Annotated in this window: 17 protein-coding genes and 1 pseudogene; 9 read left to right on the top strand and 9 right to left on the bottom strand. The window is 71.1% G+C overall.

The annotated features are described in order from the left end of the window. Position 1: 1 nt before the first annotated feature. Positions 2-154 (top strand): annotated as a pseudogene (locus ACX28W_RS06380) (alpha/beta hydrolase); the annotation flags it as partial. Positions 155-175: 21 nt separating this feature from the next. On the opposite strand, the gene ACX28W_RS06385 reads toward ACX28W_RS06380, so the two are convergent. Both ACX28W_RS06385 and ACX28W_RS06390 read right to left on the bottom strand, forming a co-directional pair. Next, complete coding sequence (locus ACX28W_RS06385) at positions 176-796, bottom strand: TetR/AcrR family transcriptional regulator (RefSeq protein WP_458997746.1); 621 nt, start codon at positions 794-796, stop codon at positions 176-178. Positions 797-920: 124 nt separating this feature from the next. Continuing rightward, complete coding sequence (locus ACX28W_RS06390) at positions 921-1,115, bottom strand: hypothetical protein (RefSeq protein WP_458997747.1); 195 nt, start codon at positions 1,113-1,115, stop codon at positions 921-923. Between the two features lie 319 nt (positions 1,116-1,434). On the opposite strand from ACX28W_RS06390, the gene ACX28W_RS06395 reads away from it, so the two are divergent. Beyond that, the gene (locus ACX28W_RS06395; RefSeq protein ID WP_458997748.1) at positions 1,435-2,778 is read left to right on the top strand and encodes a PucR family transcriptional regulator; all 1,344 of its coding nucleotides are present in this window, start codon (positions 1,435-1,437) and stop codon (positions 2,776-2,778) included. 18 nt (positions 2,779-2,796) lie between these two features. On the opposite strand, the gene ACX28W_RS06400 is transcribed toward ACX28W_RS06395, so the two are convergent. After that, a complete protein-coding gene (locus ACX28W_RS06400) occupies positions 2,797-4,005 on the bottom strand; it encodes an acyl-CoA dehydrogenase family protein (protein WP_458997749.1) in 1,209 nt (402 codons plus the stop codon). Between the two features lie 309 nt (positions 4,006-4,314). Between ACX28W_RS06400 and ACX28W_RS06405 the strand changes: the two genes are divergently transcribed. Further along, positions 4,315-4,881, top strand: coding sequence for a flavin reductase family protein (locus tag ACX28W_RS06405; RefSeq protein WP_458997750.1), 567 nt, complete (start codon positions 4,315-4,317; stop codon positions 4,879-4,881). A 484-nt stretch (positions 4,882-5,365) separates the two neighbouring features. Here ACX28W_RS06405 and ACX28W_RS06410 read toward each other — a convergent pair whose 3' ends face one another. Both ACX28W_RS06410 and ACX28W_RS06415 read right to left on the bottom strand, forming a co-directional pair. Further along, positions 5,366-7,852, bottom strand: coding sequence for an FtsX-like permease family protein (locus ACX28W_RS06410; RefSeq protein ID WP_458997751.1), 2,487 nt, complete (start codon positions 7,850-7,852; stop codon positions 5,366-5,368). Continuing rightward, on the bottom strand, positions 7,846-8,583 hold the full coding sequence (locus ACX28W_RS06415) for an ABC transporter ATP-binding protein (protein WP_458997752.1): 738 nt from the start codon (positions 8,581-8,583) through the stop codon (positions 7,846-7,848). Before ACX28W_RS06415 ends, ACX28W_RS06410 begins: the two co-directional genes overlap by 7 nt. A 184-nt stretch (positions 8,584-8,767) precedes the next feature. Between ACX28W_RS06415 and ACX28W_RS06420 the strand changes: the two genes are divergently transcribed. Further along, positions 8,768-10,021: a sensor histidine kinase gene (locus tag ACX28W_RS06420; protein WP_458997771.1), complete on the top strand. Its 1,254-nt coding sequence runs from the start codon at positions 8,768-8,770 to the stop codon at positions 10,019-10,021. After that, positions 10,015-10,674, top strand: coding sequence for a response regulator (locus ACX28W_RS06425; protein WP_458997772.1), 660 nt, complete (start codon positions 10,015-10,017; stop codon positions 10,672-10,674). Before ACX28W_RS06420 ends, ACX28W_RS06425 begins: the two co-directional genes overlap by 7 nt. Before the next feature lie 88 nt (positions 10,675-10,762). Here the strand turns inward: ACX28W_RS06425 and ACX28W_RS06430 are convergent, their stop codons facing one another. Together ACX28W_RS06430 and ACX28W_RS06435 are read right to left on the bottom strand one after the other, a co-directional pair. Beyond that, positions 10,763-11,653, bottom strand: coding sequence for an LLM class F420-dependent oxidoreductase (locus ACX28W_RS06430; RefSeq protein ID WP_458997753.1), 891 nt, complete (start codon positions 11,651-11,653; stop codon positions 10,763-10,765). 121 nt (positions 11,654-11,774) lie between these two features. After that, on the bottom strand, positions 11,775-12,950 hold the full coding sequence (locus ACX28W_RS06435; protein ID WP_458997754.1) for a sensor histidine kinase: 1,176 nt from the start codon (positions 12,948-12,950) through the stop codon (positions 11,775-11,777). A 323-nt stretch (positions 12,951-13,273) separates the two neighbouring features. On the opposite strand from ACX28W_RS06435, the gene ACX28W_RS06440 reads away from it, so the two are divergent. After that, positions 13,274-13,888, top strand: coding sequence for a TetR family transcriptional regulator (locus ACX28W_RS06440; RefSeq protein ID WP_458997755.1), 615 nt, complete (start codon positions 13,274-13,276; stop codon positions 13,886-13,888). 245 nt (positions 13,889-14,133) lie between these two features. On the opposite strand, the gene ACX28W_RS06445 is transcribed toward ACX28W_RS06440, so the two are convergent. Together ACX28W_RS06445 and ACX28W_RS06450 are read right to left on the bottom strand one after the other, a co-directional pair. Further along, the gene (locus ACX28W_RS06445; protein ID WP_458997756.1) at positions 14,134-14,772 is read right to left on the bottom strand and encodes a ScbR family autoregulator-binding transcription factor; all 639 of its coding nucleotides are present in this window, start codon (positions 14,770-14,772) and stop codon (positions 14,134-14,136) included. A gap of 219 nt (positions 14,773-14,991) precedes the next feature. Continuing rightward, on the bottom strand, positions 14,992-15,792 hold the full coding sequence (locus tag ACX28W_RS06450; protein WP_458997757.1) for a response regulator transcription factor: 801 nt from the start codon (positions 15,790-15,792) through the stop codon (positions 14,992-14,994). Positions 15,793-16,266: 474 nt separating this feature from the next. Here ACX28W_RS06450 and ACX28W_RS06455 point away from each other — a divergent pair, with 474 nt between their 5' ends. The 3 genes from ACX28W_RS06455 to ACX28W_RS06465 all read left to right on the top strand — a co-directional run. Further along, positions 16,267-17,274: a ScbA/BarX family gamma-butyrolactone biosynthesis protein gene (locus ACX28W_RS06455; protein WP_458997758.1), complete on the top strand. Its 1,008-nt coding sequence runs from the start codon at positions 16,267-16,269 to the stop codon at positions 17,272-17,274. Between the two features lie 103 nt (positions 17,275-17,377). Further along, positions 17,378-18,343, top strand: coding sequence for an NAD-dependent epimerase/dehydratase family protein (locus tag ACX28W_RS06460; RefSeq protein WP_458997759.1), 966 nt, complete (start codon positions 17,378-17,380; stop codon positions 18,341-18,343). Between the two features lie 267 nt (positions 18,344-18,610). Beyond that, on the top strand, positions 18,611-18,683 hold a 73-nt coding region (locus ACX28W_RS06465; RefSeq protein WP_308314144.1), incomplete at its 3' end, for a biotin carboxylase N-terminal domain-containing protein.

Raw genomic sequence — 18,683 nt, forward strand, 5'->3', positions numbered from 1 at the left:
ACCGAATACCGCGACAACCGGAGACGGCGCCGGGTATCGCGACCACTTCACGGGTGAATACGATCACCGGACGCTGTAGGGCATAGGTCACCACGTGCCGCAGGAAGCCCCCGAAGCTTTCGCCGAAGCCGTCGTCGACCTCAAAAATTCCTGATCGGCCGTTCAGCAGCCGGCCTCAGACGCCTGCGACGGCTTCTCGCGGTGCGTGAGCACCGAGCAGGGCCAGGCAGTTCGCCCACAGGGCGCCGAGCCGCTGGGTGTTGTTGTAGAGCTTGGCGAACAACACCTGCCCTTCCAACTGGGCGACCACCGCGCGTGCGGCTTCCCGCGTGTCGGTCACGGAGACCTCCTTGCGCTCCAGAGCCTCAGCGATGACCGAGTCGACCAGCTCGACCTGCGCGTCGAAGATCTCCTGCAGCCGCGTGCGGATGGCCTCGGTGTGGTTGCTCATCTCCAGGCTGAGGTTCCCGAACAGGCAGCCGGAGACGGTGCCGCAGCTCTGCCGGCCGGCGCGCTGGCCGGCCTCCGTCTCGTCGAACAGCCGACGCAGCCGCTGGAGCGGTTCCTCGTCACTGTTCAGAATGCGGGTCCACATGCGCTGCTGATCGGCCCAGTGCTCGTCGATCACGGCCAGGCCGAGAGCTTCCTTGGAATCGAAGAAGTAGTAGAAGCTGCCCTTGGGCACGTCGGCCGTCTTGCAGATCTCGGCCACGCCCAAGGCCGAGTAACCGCGCAGCTCGATCAGCGATTGCGCAACGCTGAGGATCTTCTCCCGGGCGTTGCTGGTCCGTCCCATGGAGCGAGTGTACGACTGGTCGACCCCCTTCTACTAGACCGGTCGGCTAGTACCTGTGGCGCGTGGCAGGACCCCGGCGGTGAGGTAGCTCTCACCGGGCGGGGCCCTGTTCCTTGCTCCCCCGTCACCCGGTGCTTGTCGCGGTCACGACGATGCGCTCGGTGGCCGGGAGCAGGGCGGGTGTCTTCGTGGCCTCGGTGAACAGGACGGCCGCGGCCGCTTCGCCGAGTTCCTCGGTCAGGGCGTCGGAGCGGCGCAGGATTTCCTCGTGGACGGCGGTCTGCCGATCGCGCCTGCCCTCCACATGCAGCCGGTTCACCTCGGTGAGACCGGCGGCGTCCAGGAACCAGCCGTAGTCCAGGTACTCCGGCTGCGGTTGGCGGCTTTGGCGGCTTTGGCGGCTTTGGCGTCGGGTTGGCGGTTGCGGTGTCGGGCCGGTGGGTCAGTCCCGAACGCCCAAGGCCGTGAAGTTACGGCGTTGTGCCTGATCGTAAGGTCGGCTGTGGATCTCGCGGTTGGGCGGACGCAGGAAGCGGAGCTCCGGTAGAACGGCTTGTCCTCCAAGACGAGTCGTTCACCACGGGAGCTCCGCAAGGCACAGCAGCGCGTGCTGCTCTCACTACGGCAAGGGCGGCGTCATGACGGCTCACCACACATCCGGTCCCGCCGACTGGATCTACCGGCTCGCCCCCGGCCGTGGGGACGCGCCGCGTACTCCCGCCAGTTCAGCGCACAGCATCACCGAGGCGACCGACCGCCTCGGCCCCCAGCCCGTGGCCTGGGCCATCGCTGTCGGTGACGAGCTGGCCCGTGTCATCATCCACGAGGTTCCCGAACTGGGAGGCGGACCGGCGCCCTACGAAACGCTCCGGATGGGGACCGAAGCCGCGACGCTGTACGCGCTGCTCCTGCTGGCCGACCCTGCGGCCGACCGGGTTATCCCAGAGGAATCCCTGCTGGGAGACCGCGAGTTCGCTCGCAGGCGCCTCGGCCTGGACAAGGTGCTGCGCGGCATCCGCGTCTCCCACGCTGCGCTGACGAACGCCCTGATGGCCGCGTGCCAGGAAATCGTGCCGCTGCCCGAACGCGCGGAGCAGTTCCGCCGCGTCTCCGAGCTGCTCTTCGGCTTTGTCGACGAGTTCTCCTCGCGGATGACCGCCGAGTACCTGGCCGAGCACGACCGCTGGCTCACCAGCGGCGCCGCAGCCCGCGAGGAGACCGTCCGCTTGATTCTCGGCGGTCAACCGGTACGGCAGGAAGACGCGAGTGAGCTCCTCGCCTACCGGCTGGAGGGCCGCCATCTCGCCGTCATCGCTTGGTGTGACAGCCCGACCGCGGACGCCGCCGGCGATCTGCAGCGGGCGGCGGCCGAACTGTTGCACCGGCGCGGCTGCACGTCGACCCTGGTCATCCCCACCGGCCGGACCACTGTGTGGGCGTGGGGAGAACCGCACGCCGCGCCCCCGACCGGCACGCCGGGTGAATTGCCGTACCAGGAAGGCATCCGCTTCGCCTGCGGCTCGGTACGGCACGGGCTGCCGGGGTTCCGCCAGTCGCATGAGGACGCCCAGCACACGGTCCGAGTCATGCAGCTCAACCCCGGCAGCACGGGCTCGGTCGTCGACTACCCGGATGTCGGGCTGGCGGCCCTGGTCTCGGCCGACCTGCCCGCCCTGCGCCGCTTCGTGAGTGACGAGCTGGGGGCGCTGGCGGCGGACAGCCGGCACGCGGGCCAATTGCGCCGGACGCTGCGCCTGTACCTGCGCAACGAGCGGAGCCTGACGGTCGCCGCGGCGCAGCTGCACGTGGCGCGCAACACCGTCACCTACCGGGTCAAGCGTGCTCAGGAACTGCTCGGGCACGACCTGACGGACCGACTGCCCGAGCTGATGACCGCCCTGGAGGCCGCGCAGACGCTGGGCCCCGCCGTGCTCCGACCGGAGGAAGATGACTCGCATGACGGTGCTTCCCGGCGCTCCTGACGATTACGGCTGATTCGCTCAGATCAGGGGAGTGACCTGCTCCTCGATGCCCAGCAGCGCCCGCCCGTACAACTCACCGGCGATGGCCGGGTTGATCACCGCATGCCGGCTGCCCGTCTCCTGGTCCCGCCAGATCCGCTGCAGCGGATTGGCCTCGGCGAAGCTGCCGGCGCCCTGGATGCTCAGCAGCAGATCGAGGGCCTCACGGGAGCGGCGGGCCACGTAGCCGGTGTCCATCCGCACCCGGGCCCGGGTCTCGAACGGCATGTACTCTCCGCGGGCAGCCCAGCTGTCGATGTCGTCCGCGGCCCGCATCAGGTGCAGGCGGGCGGTGTCGATCAGCTGGGCCGCCTCGGCCAGCTGGATCTGCGTGGACGGGGCGTCACTGGCGCGCTCGTAGAAGGTGTAGGAGATGCCCCTGCCCTTGGCGAGGGAGGCGGTGACCACGTCCATGCCGGCCTGCGCCAGGCCCACCTGCGGGCCCGCCAGCACCAGCGCGAGCACCGGAACCAGCGCCGAGCGGTACAGCGCCTCGTCCTTGCGTTCGGTCGAATAGGTACCCTGCACGCCCTGGGTCACCGACAGGATGCGGTGCGCCGGTACGAAGACCTCGTCGGCGACGAGGGTGTTGCTGCCCGTGCCCCGCATGCCGGCCACATACCAGGTGTCCTCGATCGTCAGCTCCTCCATCGGGATGAGAGCGGAGCCCTGGTCGATCTGCTGTCCGGAGGCGTCCACGACGGGGATGCCGAGGCACGCCCACTGGGAGTGCAGGCTGCCCGAGGCGAAGCCCCAGCGCCCGGTGACGACCAGTCCGCCCTCGACGGCCCGGCTGGTGGCACTGGGGGCGAGCACTCCGCACACCCGCGCGTCGGGGTTCTCGCCCCACACCTCCTGCTGGGCCCGCTCCGGGTAGAGGCCGGCCATCCAGTTGCAGACGTTGATCAGCGTTGCCACCCAGGCCGTGGAACCACATCCGCGCGCGAGCTCGGAGGTGACCTCCAGGAAGGTCCTTATGTCGGCCTCGTGACCGCCAAGGCGCCGCGGCACGGTCAACCGGAACAGCCCCGCCTCGGACAGGGCCGCGATGTTCTCCTCGGCCACCTTGCGGTCCGCTTCGGTGCGGGCGGCGTTCTCGCGCAGCAAGGGCACCAGTGCCGCAGCACTCTCCTTCAGCGCCGCGGCGGACGCGGCGGTCGCCTGCGGGGCGGATGCGGTCGTGGTCATGGGGTCCTCCGGATTTTCGCGGCTCATGTGGCGCACCTCACGTGGCGAGGTGCCGCTACCGGCATTCCACGCCCGGTCCGCATCGCTGTCGTGTGTCCGGGACCGCAGAGTTCCTCTTGCCGGTTGGGCCGCCGGACCAGTTCGGCGACAACTTGACTCCGTGGCCCGAAGTCGTGCGCCCGACTTGGCCGCCCAGCCCAATGCCATGCGGAGGTAACCGTGGATTCACTGGAGCGAAACCCGCGCCGCCGACGCCGCGAGCCACGGCAGGCGGCGCATGGTCCGGCTCCCGCTCTCCTGGAGATTGCTGTGTCCGCAACCGCTCTTGCCGCAACAGACCTGACCGCCGCCACGGCCGAGCCCGCGGTGTTCCGCCGCGTACTCGGCCATGTGCCGACCTCGGTGTGCGTGGTGACCGCCATGACGCCGCAGGGCCCGGTGGGCGTCACGGTAGGCAGCTTCACCTCCGTCTCCCTCGACCCGCCTCTCGTGGTCTTCTACTGCGGCGGGCAGTCAGCCAGCGCAGAGGCGATCATCCGCTCAGGGCACTTCTGCGTGAACGTGCTGGCCGAAGACCAGCAGCAGGTGTGCGCGGCCTTCGCAGGCCGCTCGGCCAATCGGTTCGCCACCGGCGACTGGGAACTGACGGACCAGGCGGCTCCGCGCCTCGGCGGGGCGGCGGCCTGGATCGAGTGCGACGTGGAGGACAGTTTCCCCGCAGGCGACCACGTAGCGGTGGTGGGCCGAGTGCAGCGTCTGGCCGCGGCCGGCGGCCCCCGCAAACCCTTGATCTTCCACCGCGGCCAACTGGTCCGCCTCGATCGTGCCTGCGGCATGCACGTGCCCACCCATTCCTTCGACTGGTGGGACATCTGACCTCCGGCCCGCACGCCCCGCCGGTGATCCGGCACGACGGCGACCGACACGGCGACGCCGGTGGCAAGAGGTGTCACATGCCCTGCTGCAGCGACTGCCCGGTGCCTTCACCGACGTGCATCCGCACCTCTGGAGGGCATGGCCCGACCGCCGTCCTCAGCGAGCCGATGGGAGAGGTCCTGGACGGCCGACGGCGCGAAGGCGAGCAGCACCAGGCCCACGCCGGTGGCGGTGAGAGGAAGGCGGCCTCCCACCCGGGTATCGCACGGGGTTCAGCACGAGCTGGGTCAACTCGCCCAGGTGGCCCGGCGCGAAGAGACCTTCGGGTACCGCGATCTCGTGGGTCACACTGACCGGACAGCGAAGCTCCCGTGGTGAACGACTCGTCTTGGAGGACAAGCCGTTCTACCGGAGCTCCGCTTCCTGCGTCCGCCCAACCGCGAGATCCACAGCCGACCTTGCGATCAGGCACAACGCCGTAACTTCACGGCCTTGCCCGAACGCCCGCCAGTTGCACCGCCCGGCGGCGCAGGGCGAGTGCGGCGGGGACGACGGACGAGACCACGGCGATCACCGCGCAGGCGCCCATCGTCCCGCCGATGGCCGCCCAGGGAGTCTCGATCGTGGTCCGCACCGACAGCAGGCCCAGGGCGCCGCACATGCCCATCAGGTTGAGCCCGGCGACGAGGAGTCCCAGGATTCCGCCGACGGCCACCACCATCAGCGCCTCGGCGCCCACCAGCCGCAGCACCTGCCACCGGGTGGCTCCGGCCAGCCGCAGCACGGCCAGGTCGCGGATCCGGTCGGAGGTCGCCATGACCATGGTGTTGGCCAGGGAGATGCCGGTGTAGAGGAGGGCGATGCCGAGGACCAGCAGGAAGCCCGTCCGGGTCGTCCGGTTCGCCTCGGGGTGACTCGCCCGCACCCATTGGGTCTTGGTGAGGACCTGCCCGCCCGAGGTGTCCACCGCGGCCCGCAGTCCGGCGGCCACGGCGTCCGCGTCGGCGCCGTCGGCGAGGGCGACGTCGACCCGGTCGGCGCTCGCGCCGGGGGCGTTGCGCGGGGTGACGTAGACGCCGTTGTCGCCGGTGCCCGTGGCCATGACCGCGGCGATCCGCAGCGACTTCTCCGTGCCGTCCCCGAGCCACACCCGCACTCGCTGCCCCACTGTGTGCCGCTGCCACTCCTCGTTGACGATGATCGAGTCGTCGTCGAGGTCGCTCACCCTCCCGGCCCCGATCGGCAGCCGGGTGGTGGCGCCGAGCGGGCCGGGGTCCGCGGCACGGGCCTCGGACCTGATCAGCGCCACCCCGTCCGTCAGCACGTGGACGGCGCTCGACGCGGTCACGGACACGACCGCGCCACGCACCTCGCGCAGCTCTCGCAGCGTGGCCGCGTCGAAGCCCGCGTCGCTCGCCGGGGTGACGACGAAGGCGGCGGCCGTCCGCTCGCGCGTCTCGGTGGCCTTGGCCTCGTTCAGCGTCGCGGTGGCCCCCAGCAGCGAGCCCGCGAGGGCGACGGTGACCAGGACGGGTGCCGCGATGGCGGCGGTGCGCCGCACCCCGGCGGCGGCGTTCTCCCGCACCAGCAGGCCGCCGGCCCCCGGCAACTGGGCCGGCAACCAGGCCAGCAGCCGGGTCAACGGGCGCACCACGGCCGGCGCGAGCAGCGCGACCGCGGAGATCAGCAGCATCGGCCGGCTCACGTAGGTCTTGCGGTGCAGCAGGTCGCCCGGGTCGCCGGCCAGGGCCAGGCCCAGCGTCACGGCGGCGGTCAGCAGCAGGGCCGTACCGCACAGCAGGCGGCCCCGGGTCATCGTCGTGGTGTCCGCGGACGACTCGCGCAGCGCCTGGACGGGGCCGGTGCGGCCCGCACGCCAGGAGGCGGCCACGACGCCGCACAGCGCGACGAGCAGGCCCGTCCAGAACGCCAGGTGGTACGGCCAGGTGGAGTCGCCGATGGTGAACCAGCCCGGCGCGAGACCGCCGTCGACCACCCGGTCGGCCAGCCGCGGCGCACCGTACGCGCCGAGCACACAGCCGCTGGCCGAGGCGAGCACGCCCACCACGAGGGCCTCGGCGAGGACCGTCCGACGGATCTGCCCCGGGGTCGCCCCGGCGATGCGCAGCAGCCCGAACTCCCGGCGCCGCCGGTCGACCGCGAACGCGAACGTGGACGCCACCACGAACACCGACACGAAGGCGCTGACTCCGCCCGCCGTGCCGAACATGGCGTTCATCGCGGTGAGGGCCTCGCTGTCCCGGTCGGGGTCCGCGTCGGCGTAGCGGCGCGCGTCGTCGGTGAGCACCTGGACACCGGCGCCGCGTGCCGTCGTACGCACCGCTTCGCGTACGGCCGTCGCGTCGGCGTCCACGACGAGCTGGACGCTGCTCGGCGACAGTGCGGCGGCGCGTGCGTCCGGGTAGAAGACGGCGTTCTCGAAGCCGCGCCCGGCCATGGTGGCCGTCCGTACGGTCCCGACGACCCGTACCGTGCCTCGGTCGGTCCGTACGCGGTCGCCCGGCTTCGCCCAGTCGCCGCTGACGACGACCTCGTCGGCGGCGCGGGGCGCGCGTCCCGTGTCGATCGCGTACGGGGCGAAGGCGGCGGTGGACCAGGGGTGGCCCACCAGGTCGGCGGGCCCGCCCCGGGCCCGTACGGCGAAGGACCGGTCCTCGACGACGGTGCCGAGTTCCCTCAGCTTCGCGACGGTCGCGGGAGGCACGGCACGCGGCTGGGCGAGCCGCTGCACCCGGTCGCCGATCGCGGTGGGCACGCGCAGGGTGTCCGCGCCCTTGACCACGACGGGCGCGGCGGCGAACCGTTCCGGCTTCCGGTCGGGCGCGTCCAGTGACGAGGCGAGGGCCAGGCCCATCACGGCGATCAGGGCGACGCCCAGCGAGAGGGCGACAAAGCTGCCGACGAAGGTGATCCAGCGGGTGCGCAGGGTGCGCAGGGCGACGCTCAGCACGGCACGGCCTCAAGCTTGGTCATGTGCGCGGCGATGTCGTCGGCGCTCGCTCCGATCAGCTCGCCGTTGACCCGTCCGTCGACGAGGAAGACGACGCGGTCGGCGTACGAGGCGGCCACCGGGTCGTGCGTGACCATGATGATCGTCTGGCCCTCGCCGTCGACCATGCCGCGCAGCAGCGCCAGCACCTCACGACTGGTCCCCGAGTCGAGGGCCCCGGTCGGCTCGTCGGCGAAGAGCACCTCGGGGCGGGTGATCAGGGCACGGGCCAGGGCGACGCGCTGCTGCTGGCCGCCGGACAGCTCCGTGGGCCGGTGCCGGGCCCGGTCGCCGAGGCCGACCTGTTCGAGCACCGCGCGCACCCGGGCCTTGGAGGGGCGGCGGCCGGCCAGCCGCAGGGGCAGCGCGATGTTCTGCTTGGCGGTCAGGGACGGCAGCAGGTTGAACGCCTGGAAGACGAACCCGATGCGTTCGCGGCGCAGCAGCGTCAGCCGGGTCTCGCTCAGTTGCGTCAGGTCGGTGCCGCCCACGGTGACCGTTCCCGACGTCGGGCGGTCAAGGCCGGCGGCACACTGCAACAGGGTCGACTTGCCCGACCCCGAGGGGCCCATGACGGCGGTGAACGTTCCCCCGGGGAAGGCGAGCGAGACCTGGTCGAGCGCCGTCACCGTGCTGTCGCCCGTCCCGTACCGCCTGCTGACGGAGCGCAATTGGATCGCGTCGTGGTTCATTCGGCCTCTCTCGTCCGCTGGGTGACTCCACGAAACCGCGCGGCGGCACCGCGGCGCAGTGCGGCGGAAGCGACACTTGGGGTAGGGCCAGGCATACCTGGGATCCGGCGTCTGGACCGATGGCATCGGCCGGTGCGGGCCTTCTACGGTGACGCCCATGCATCCTCGGAATGTGTGGCAGGCCATGTCCGGGCCGGGCTTCCTACGGTCGGCGTGGCCGTGGCGTTCGGCCGGATATCTGCTCACCGGTGTGCTGACCGGTGTCGTCGCCCTGGTGGGGATCGTGACCACGGCGGCCGTCGGCGGCGTCCTCTCCCTGGTGCTGGTGGGGCTTCCGCTGCTCGTCGCGGTGGCCCTCGCCGGGATCCCGGTGGCCCGGGTGGAGCGGCGCCGGCTGTGGCTGATCGACCGGGACCCGGCACCGGAGCAGCATCAGGAGCCCGCCGCCACGGGGTGGTGGTCCTGGTCGTCGACACGCCTGCGGGAGCGGGCGACCTGGCGGGAGCTCGGGTACGCCCTGCTGTTCGCGGGGTTGTTGTGGCCGGTCGACGCCCTCGCGATCACGGTCGGCCTGCTCTTCCCGCTGTCCATGACCGCGGCCCCGCTGCTGATGGCCACGGTCGGCGACGGCCAGGAGACCAAGGTGCTCAAGCTGTGGACGGTCACCACCTGGCCGGCGGCCTTCGGTGTTGCCGTGCTCGGGCTCGTCCTTCTTGCCCTGGGCGCCTATGTCCTGGGAGTCGTGGCCGGTGCCCGGGCGGAACTGACGCGTCTGCTGATCGCCCCGCGCGAGGGCGATCTGGGGGCGAAGGTCGTGGAACTGACGCGTTCCCGCGTCCGGTTGGTGGACGCCTTCGAGGCGGAGCGGCGGCGTATCGAGCGCGATCTGCACGACGGGGCGCAGCAGCGGCTGGTGGCGCTGACGATGACGCTCGGCCTGGCCCGCCTGGACGCGCCGCCCGGGCCGGTCGCCGACCAGCTGGCCAAGGCCCATGAGGAGGCGGGCAAGGTACTCGCGGAGCTGCGCGAACTCATCCACGGTATCCACCCCAAGGTCCTCGCGGACTACGGACTCCACGCGGCGGTCACCGACGCCGCGGACCGTTCCGCGGTACCCGTGGACGTCGACCTGGAGCTGCCCGGACGGCTGCCCCAAGCGGTCGAGGCCGCCGCGTACTTCGTGGTCTGCGAGGCTCTCGCCAACATCGCCAAGCACAGCGGGGCCGGCCGCGCGGAGGTGAGCGGGGGGCATCGTGACGGGCGTCTGTTCCTGTGGATACGTGACGACGGCCGGGGTGGCGCGGACGCCGGGGCCGGCAGCGGGCTGACCGGACTCGCGGACCGGGTGTCGGTGCTGGATGGCAGACTTTCCCTGTCCAGTCCGCCGGGTGGACCGACCCTGTTGCGTGTGGAGATTCCTTGCCGAATTCCTTGCTGACGGATCGACCGCTCCGGGTGGTACTGGCCGAGGACAGCGTGCTGCTGCGGGAAGGGATCGTCGGCCTGCTCGGCCGCTGTGGCCACGAGGTGGTCGCGGCCGTCGGGGACGCCCCGGCTCTGATCGCCGCGGTCGAGGAGCACGCCCCCGACATCGTCGTGACGGATGTGCGCATGCCCCCGGGGTTCCAGGACGAGGGACTGCACGCGGCGGTGCGACTGCGCGAGAAGCGGCCCACACTGCCCGTCCTGGTACTCAGTCAGTATGTGCAGCGGACGTACGCCTCCGAACTGCTGGACTCCGGCGACGGATCGGGCATCGGCTATCTGCTGAAGGACCGGGTCGGGCAGGTCGAGCAGTTCGTGGACGCCCTGCGCGAGGTCGCGGACGGCGGCACCGTCGTCGACCCCGAAGTCGTACGTCAACTGCTGCGCCGGCGCCGCGATCCGCTGGAGCGGCTCACCCCGCGCGAGCGGGAGGTGCTGGCCCTGATCGCGGAGGGCAGGTCGAACGGCGCGATCGCACGCGAACTGGTGGTGTCCGAGGCGGCCGTGGGCAAGCACATCGGCGGCATCCTCAGCAAACTGGACCTGCCGCCCGCGGACGAGACCCATCGCAGGGTGCTGGCGGTTCTCGCCTACTTGAGGGCGTGAGGCCGGGTGCCCTCCGTCCCACCCTCGGCCTCGGCTGGAGGGCCGAGGGTGGGACGGCGTGACGAACCCGCGCTGCCGGAAGCCGTCGTCAGGTCAGCAGGTCGGCCAGGCGGCGCCATTGGGGGCGGTGCAGGGCATCGCGGGGCTGGTCGTCGACCACTTGCAGGGCCACGTGGTCCGCGCCGGCCTGGTGGAAGGCGTCGATCCTCGCGCGGATCCGGTCCTCGTCGCCCCAGGCGACGAGTGCGTCGACGAGGCGGTCGCTGCCGCCGTCCGCGAAGTCGTCCTCGGTGAAACCGAGCTCCAGAAGAGAGCTGGTGTAGTTCGGCAGTCCCAGGTAGAGGGCGATGCTGCCGCGGGCGGTCGAGCGGGCGCGGTCCGGGTCCGCCTCCAGGACGACCTTCGTCTCCGGCGCGAGCAGGGGGGCGTCGCCCAGGGTCTCGCGGGCCAGGGCGGTGTGCTCGGGGGTGACCAGATAGGGGTGCGCGCCGGCGGCGCGGTCGCGCGACAGCTTCAGCATCTTCGGGCCGAGGGCGGCCAGGACCCGGCGCCGGTCGGGCAACCCGGCGGCGTCCAGGGCGTCCAGATAGTCGACCATGGACGAGTAGGGGCGGCGGTATTGGTCGGTCAGTTTCGCGTGGCTCACCCCGAGACCGAGCAGGAAGCGACCGGGATGGGCCGCGTCCAGTTCGGCGATGCGCGCCGCGGTGTCGGTCGCCTCGTACTGCCAGATGCTCTGGATGCCGGTGGCCACGACGAGCCGTGAGGTCGCGTCGAGGAGCGGTACGGCGTGCCGCACACCGCTGCTGCCGCCCAGCCATGCGGCGCCGAAGCCGAGTTCCTGGAGTTCGGCCGCGGCCTCGGCGATCTCGCCGCGCTGTGCCGGTTCCTCCGAACGCAGCCCGACACTCCACACGCCGTACCGTCCCACCGCGTCCTTCAGGGAACTTCCGTGATCCACCGTCGTGACGTCGTCCATCAGCTCCGAGTCCCCTCCGTGTGCGTGCTGTGCCGCGCCACTTGGACGGCACAGCGGCCCCAACCGGCGCTTCCGCCGACGTATTCCGCTGATGTGGTCCATATGGGATGGGGGCGGTTGTTCAGGGGTGGCGGCGCAGCGGCAGATGGATTTCCAGCAGGGTGCCGGTGGGGGTGCCCGGGGTGATGCCCGTACGGCCGCCGAGGTCCTCGATCCGGTCGGTGAGGGAGCGCAGGGCCTCGGCGGAGTCGGCCGCGGGCCGGTGGCCGTCGTCGGTCACCTTCGCGTACAGCCAGCGCCTGGTGACGCGTACGACGGTGTCCACGCGCCGCGCGCCCGAGCGTGCCAGGCGGTCGCGCAGGGCCTCGCGCAGCGCGAGGTAGATCTCCACCCGATGCAGCTCGGAGAGGGTCCGCTCGTCTCCGATGACCTCGACGGAGGTCTGGATCCGCAGGCCGTCCCGGGGACGGGGGCCGGCCAGGAAGGTCTCCAGGGCCTCGCGCAACGGTGGCAGGTCGCCGCGGCGGCGCATCCCGTCGATGAGCGCCTGGTTCTCCTGGGCAGCCTCGGTCAACGCCCTTATCGCGGTGGCGAGATGGGCCGTGTGGGGGCCGGGGGCGCAGGTCGCGGCGGCGTCCAGGCCGAGGCGGGCGTCGGACAGGGCGCCGCCCAGCTCGTCGTGCAGCTGCCGCGCCAGCCGGCGGCGCTCGCCGCGGCCGTCGTCGCCGGACCACACCCCGTCCCCGGCGTCCCGGACGACCTCGCCGAGGCGGCGGACGACCGCGACCGCGCGCAGCAGTCCGCTCTCGTGGTGCGCGATGCCGTTCTCCAGGACGTGCAGCAGTGCGCACTCCAGGAGCAGGGCGACCGCGGCGGCCACCTGGTGCGGGGCGGCGGCGGGCGGGGCGATGGGGGACGGGGCGATGGGGGACGGCGGGGTGTCGGCCGGGCTCGGGTCTGGGCCTGTGTCTTTGCCCGTGCCCGTGCCCGTGCCTGTGTCTTTGCCTGCGTCTGAGTCTTTGCCTGTGGCTGTGGCTCGTACCAGGATCGCGTGGGCGAACTCCGCCAGCGTGGCGCGCAGCGCGGGGACCTCCGCCTCGGCGGGGGCGAGTACGGCGGGCAGGCGGGCGGCGAACCGATCCAGGACGGCCCCGGTCTCCCAGGTCCCCAGCGCGGTGTCGGCCGACCCGGCGGCGCGGCCCGGTCGCGGTGACATGCGGGCCGCTGCCCGGACGAGACCTGCGTGCAGGGCTTCGCTGAATCCGCTTCCCACGACGGGGACGGTCGTGCTGCTCATCGGACTCCTCAACGCTCGGATGACGCTCGGGTGCCGTAGGCAACGTGGCCACCCTCAACGTAACAAACAGACTTGTCTGATTGTCAAGAGTCGCAGGATGATCCGAGTGGTGTGTGACCACGGCACCGCTCGGTAGTCAAGGGTCCGTCTGCGGCCAAGAGCTGCAGGATTTATGGGGGTTGGATGGAGGTCTGCTGTCTTCTGCTGTCTAAAGGCTGTCGTCTAAAACAGGCATGGTTGTATGATTCCGGTTGGTGCTGGCGCCTACCCGGGCAGCCGCGCGCTCCTTCATGCCAAGAGCAGGAATAGGCAGGTGCAGCCTGATGCAGACACGGTCCGAACAGACCCGTCAGGCTCTCGTCCGTGCCGCGGCGGAGCTGATAGCGAACGGCCGGCTCTCCGATGCGGGACTGGTCAACATCTGCCGTCGGGCCGGGGTGAGCCGGGGTGCCCTCTACCATCACTTCTCGTCCACCACGGAGTTGACGGCCGCCGTGTACGAGCAGGCTCACGAGCGGGTCGTCGCGTTGATGGACGAGGCCTTCGACGGCCCGGTCGAGGATGCCCCGGAGCGCATCCTCGTCGCCCTGTGCGAGGCCCTGCGCACGGAGGAACTCGTCCGGGCGGGCATGCAGTTGGCGGTGGACGGGTCGGCGGGGCCGCCGCGACTGCGGGACGACGTACTGGCCCTCGTCCACAGGCGCGTCATCGACGCGCATCGGGACATCGTGCCCGTGCCGGAGGATCTGGCCGACCTGGCCGTGGTGGTGGCCGCGGGGCTGGAGTCGTTGGGGCACACCGACAGCGAGTGGTGGGACGCCAAGACCTCGAAGCGGCTGTGGGCACTGCTGCGCCCGCTGTTCTCACCGGGTGGGGAGGAGCGAGGAGAACCGGTGGGGCGGGAGAAAGAGCAGTGGGTCGGGGAGAAGCGGGTCTGAGGGCCGTGGCACGCATTCGGCCGGGGCTGCGGGCGGGCGGGCCCGGCTGCGAGGGTGGGGTGGACGCTGCGCGCGGGCCTGGAAGTGCGGCCGGACGCCGAGGGAATGGGGCTGGGGTCCGGCTCGGGCACGCCAGGGTCTTACGACGGGCGTTGGGGACGGGACTGGTCCGGGGGCCCGCGTGCGGAGCCCGTTCGCGGCTCGGTCGGAAGGGTGGGGGGGCGCGTCCCGGGCTCGGCGGGGGTTCAGGCGTCCTGGGTCGGCGAGGACGGCACGGCGGGCGGCTGCGGTGCGGTGCGCAGGCGGCCGAGCATGCCCGGAGTGGCGAGGCCGGGCAGCAGGAAACGCCAGAACGCGCCGATGCGTTCGGGCAGGTCCTCGCGGTTGCTGTAGACCTGGGACATCAACTGGAGGCCGGTGAAGGCGCCGATGATGGTCGAGGTGGCTTCCTGGATGTCCACGCCGGGCAGGATCTCGCCCTGGTCCTCGGCCTGCCGCAACAGGGCCAGTATGGCCGCACCGGACTGCTCGTAGGCGGTCTGCGGCGGACGGGAGAACGACGTCTGCTCGACGGCGAGGCGCACACTGGCGCGCAGCACCGGGTCGCGCTGGAGGCGCTGGGCGAACTCGAGCGTGAGGTCGATCACCGCCTGGAGCTTCACCGGCTGGTCCGGCACCACCAGGGCCTCGCTGTGCGCGGTCACCAGGGCCACGGCGATGGCTTCCTTGGACGGGAAGTGGTGGTACAGCGCGCCTCGGGTGAGGCCCGTCCGGGCCAGGATGTCGTTGGTGCTCGCCGCGTCGTAGCCCCGCTCGTCGAACACCCGGGCCGCGGACTCCAGGATCGAGTGCCTCGACCTCGTCCCGCGCTCTTGTGTGGCCATGCCAGGTCCCGCTCTCGCCCGCTGGAATTTTACCGACTGGTCTGTATTGTATCTGCAAGGCGGCACGCCGCCAGGGGGCGGGAGGAGTTGCCTCCGTTTTGACGCGATTTCCAGTCGGTCCTTGAGTGGCCCTTGAGTGGTTCTCGAGCGGTGCTCAAGGGTCCTCAAGGGGCCTCCGTCGTCCGTCGAGTGCCCTTCGAGCGGCCGAGGGGCGGTGGCCTACGGATGGCCGAGCCGGAAGCCCACCCCACGGACGGTGATGATCCAGCTGCTCGAACCGAGCTTGCCGCGCAGGCTGCTGACATGGGTGTCTATGGTGCGGCCGCGGTGCGACCAGGTGTCGTCCCAGACCTGCGCCATGAGCTGGCGGCGCGGCATCACGGTGCCGGGCTGTGAGGCCAGCAGGTGGAGTAAGTCGAACTCCTTGCGGGTCAGGTCCACTTGCCGGCCGTTGAGCGTGGCCACCCGGGTGCCGACGTCGATGCGCAGCGGCCCATGGGTGATGACCTGGGCGGCGGCCGGCTGTTTGCGCACCCGGCGCATCACCGCCTCCATCCGGGCCAGTAACTCGCGGAAGCCGTACGGCTTGACCAGGTAATCGTCGGAGCCGGCCTGCAGTCCGAGCACCCGGTCGAGTTCGGAGCCGCGCGCGGTGACGGCGATGACCGGGGTGTCGCAGACCGCCCGGATGCCCCGGCACACCTCGAGCCCGTCCAGGTCGGGCAGGTCGAGGTCGAGGAGCAGGAGATCGGCGTCGCGGTGCGCCTGGAGCGCCTTGGTGCCGGTGGCCACGCTGTATGCGGCGTACCCCTGCCGCAGCAGGCCCTGGACGAGGGAGTCGGCGGCCCTGACATCGTTCTCCACGACCAGGACGCGCAGTGCTCCGGCCGGGGGGCCGGGGACGGGGTGGTCGGTGGCGGCCTGGGAGGCAACTGGCCGCCCGGGCTGGGGAATCGTGGGGCGGTGCGGAAGATTGCGCTGCGATCGGGCGTCGAGTAGATCCACGGCTTGCCGATTCATCTGCTCCTCCTGAGGCACAGTCTCGTCATCACGGAACGGACTGCTGAACTCTCACAATGAGGACGATAGCAAACAGACTTGTCTGATTGTCAACGCGTTCGAAATCCCCCGCGAGTCGGCCCGTACCTGCTCCCATCTACCCGCTCTGAGCTGCATAGATGCACCGGCATTCGACGTTTCGAGGTCATGTTTCCGGCAGGTTGCAGCGAGGGGAAGCGTTGCTGTCGAGCGCCCATCTCTGGCTCTAACCATGCAGGTCTGCATGGTTTCGGAGATCTGCCGGTACAAGTGGCGCGATCGTGCCGTACCCGCCGGTAGTGACGGGTCACGGCTCGACGGATACTAAAGCTTTACTTGAAAAACCCTACAGACATGTCTGTATCTTGTTGGGGCAAGACGGCGTCGGCCACGGGGGGTGGCTGCCGGCGGTACGGATTGCTGCCCCCTGCTCGGAACGAGACAGGAGTGCCTTACATGTCGTACATCACTTCCACCCGTGTGTCCGTCGAAGACGAGGTCGCAGCGGTGGCCACCAGGGCCCCGCGACCCGCTGCGAGGACCCTGCAGCCCCGGTTGACCACGACGGTTCCGCGTGAGTACGTCCATCGCGCCGCCGTCTCCGAAGTCCTGCTGACCGGCTGGGAAGCCGCCGCCGAACTCGCCGGGCCCGACCTCCCGGACGTCTTCGCGGTCAGCGCCCAGTGGCCGCGCAGCCACTCCTTCTTCACCCCCTCGGGGGGGTACCAGGATCCGATGCTCCTGATCGAGTCCGTCCGCCAGATCGGTTCCCTGCTCGCGCACGCCGAGTTCGGGGTTCCCTTCGGGCACCAGTTCCTGATGTGGGACATGTCCTTCAGCACCGCACCCGAACTCCTCGTCGCGGGCGCCGCCCCCACCGAGGTCGAACTGCGCACGGTCTGCCGCGACATCGTCCGCCGGGGCCGCGTGCTCGGCGGCATGCGCTACGACGTCACAGTGCTCCGCGACGGACAGGCCCTGGCCACTGCGGGCGCCGCCTTCAGCTGTACCAGTCCGGCCGTCCACCGGAGGCTGCGGGCCGGCCGGCCGACCACCACCGACCGCGTCGCGCCGCCGTCGATCGACCCGGCCGCGGTGGGACACGCCGACGACCGGCACGTCCTGCTCGCCGAGCCCGCGCCCGGCGTCGACAACCGCTGGGAACTGCGTGTCGACACCGCCCACCCCACCTTCTTCGACCACCCCGTCGACCACATACCGGGCATGGTGCTGCTGGAGGCCGCCCGACAGGCCGCCCTCGTCTCGACGGGGCTGCCCGACGCCCTCCTGCTCGGCCTCAAGAGCAACTTCGCGCGCTACGCCGAGTTCGACGCCCCGTGCTGGATCGAGCCGTACCCCGAAATCCGCAGTACCGACGACGGCGTACTGGTGCGGGTGCGCGGAACCCAGCACGCTGAGACCGTGTTCACCGCCGACCTCGTCCTGAAGCCGAGCGGTCGCTGAACCCGCAGTGCGTGTCGCAGTGCGCGTCGCATTGCATCTCGCATTGCACGCCGCAGTGCACGTCGCGTGCCCGAGAATGTCCCCAGCCCGAGGAGAGTGTCCCGTGCCCACCATCCTGATCAGTGGCGCGGCCGGTTTCGTCGGGGGTCACGTCACCCGCGAAGCCGAGCGGCGACAGGCCGGCTTGAGGCTCATGTCGCACCGCAGCCCACTGTCCGATCCAGCTCCCCATGCTGATCGCAATCCCGATCCCGATCCCGATCCCGGCCCCCAGGTCGTCCGGGCCGATCTGACCGAACCCGCGTCCTTACGCGGGGTGTGCGACGGCGTCGACGTCGTGATCCACTGCGCCTCGCAGATCGGCGGCAGCGTCGAGGCCAACGAGGCCGTCAACGCCCGTGGCACGGCGGCCCTTGTGGACGAGGCGCGCCGCGCGGGGGTCGCGCGCATCGTCCAGCTGAGCACCGCGTCCGTCTACGGCCGCGGCACCTTCCGCGGCGAACGGCCCGAGGACCTGACCCGCAACCCGGGTTCGCCCACCTCGCTCACCCGCGCGGCGGCCGAGGACGCCGTTCTCGCGGCCGGCGGCATCGTCCTGCGGCCGCATCTGGTGTACGGGGAGGGCGACGCGTGGGTGGTGCCGGGCCTGGCCCGGCTGCTGCGCACGCTGCCGGGCACCGTGGCGGGCTGGCCCTCCCTGGCGTCCGTGATCTCCGTGACCGAACTCGCCGGGCTGCTGGTGTCCACCGCGCTCGCCCCCGCCGCCGACCTGACCGCGTCCGTCTACCACGCCACCCACCCGGTGCCTGTCCCCGTGGAAACCCTGCTGCGCACCGTCGCCGGGTGTACGGGGATCGAGTGGCCGGGAGGGGATATCACCGTCGAGCAGGCCAGGGCGGTCCTCTGGGAGAACGGCGTACCCCCGGCCGGACTCGACCTGTTCACGACCGACCACGTCTTCGACAGCTCCCCGCTCTGGTCCGACCTGCGCCGCACACCCGGCGCCGGTTTCGGCGCCGATTTCCCGGCTGCCGTGCCCTGGTACCGCAAAACCCTCCAGAGCGCCTGAGCGACCGCCGCCTCCCGGTCCCGCGAAACCCGGCGGGACGGCTGAAAGCACCTCCCCGGAATACTGCATTCCTTTTCGATCCGGACCCGGCGGTTCCCTCCGCCGGGTCCGGTTATTTGACGGATGTCTGACCTTTTTCTTTCCTCTCCCGGAACCTGCTGCGCCGGGTCTGCGGATTCTGACCCAGTCCTGCAACGGACCGTATTGAAGGGGAAGTGCGCGCTCGAACAGTCTTGTGACTCCGAGCGGAGTCAGGGGAGGTTCATCGTGCGCAAGGTGCTCATCGCCAACCGTGGCGAAATCGCTGTCCGCGTGGCCCGGGCATGCCGGGATGCCGGGA

The organism is Streptomyces sp. SD15, from assembly GCF_054462255.1.

Bases quoted from the DNA above. Each gene is read 5' to 3' on its own strand.
- ACX28W_RS06450 (WP_458997757.1), bottom strand. From the start codon at position 15,792: ATGAATCGGCAAGCCGTGGATCTACTCGACGCCCGATCGCAGCGCAAT.
- ACX28W_RS06435 (WP_458997754.1), bottom strand. From the start codon at position 12,950: ATGAGCAGCACGACCGTCCCCGTCGTGGGAAGCGGATTCAGCGAAGCC.
- ACX28W_RS06420 (WP_458997771.1), top strand. From the start codon at position 8,768: ATGTCCGGGCCGGGCTTCCTACGGTCGGCGTGGCCGTGGCGTTCGGCC.
- ACX28W_RS06400 (WP_458997749.1), bottom strand. From the start codon at position 4,005: ATGACCACGACCGCATCCGCCCCGCAGGCGACCGCCGCGTCCGCCGCG.
- ACX28W_RS06385 (WP_458997746.1), bottom strand. From the start codon at position 796: ATGGGACGGACCAGCAACGCCCGGGAGAAGATCCTCAGCGTTGCGCAA.
- ACX28W_RS06445 (WP_458997756.1), bottom strand. From the start codon at position 14,772: ATGGCCACACAAGAGCGCGGGACGAGGTCGAGGCACTCGATCCTGGAG.
- ACX28W_RS06395 (WP_458997748.1), top strand. From the start codon at position 1,435: ATGACGGCTCACCACACATCCGGTCCCGCCGACTGGATCTACCGGCTC.
- ACX28W_RS06455 (WP_458997758.1), top strand. From the start codon at position 16,267: ATGTCGTACATCACTTCCACCCGTGTGTCCGTCGAAGACGAGGTCGCA.
- ACX28W_RS06430 (WP_458997753.1), bottom strand. From the start codon at position 11,653: ATGGACGACGTCACGACGGTGGATCACGGAAGTTCCCTGAAGGACGCG.
- ACX28W_RS06415 (WP_458997752.1), bottom strand. From the start codon at position 8,583: ATGAACCACGACGCGATCCAATTGCGCTCCGTCAGCAGGCGGTACGGG.
- ACX28W_RS06440 (WP_458997755.1), top strand. From the start codon at position 13,274: ATGCAGACACGGTCCGAACAGACCCGTCAGGCTCTCGTCCGTGCCGCG.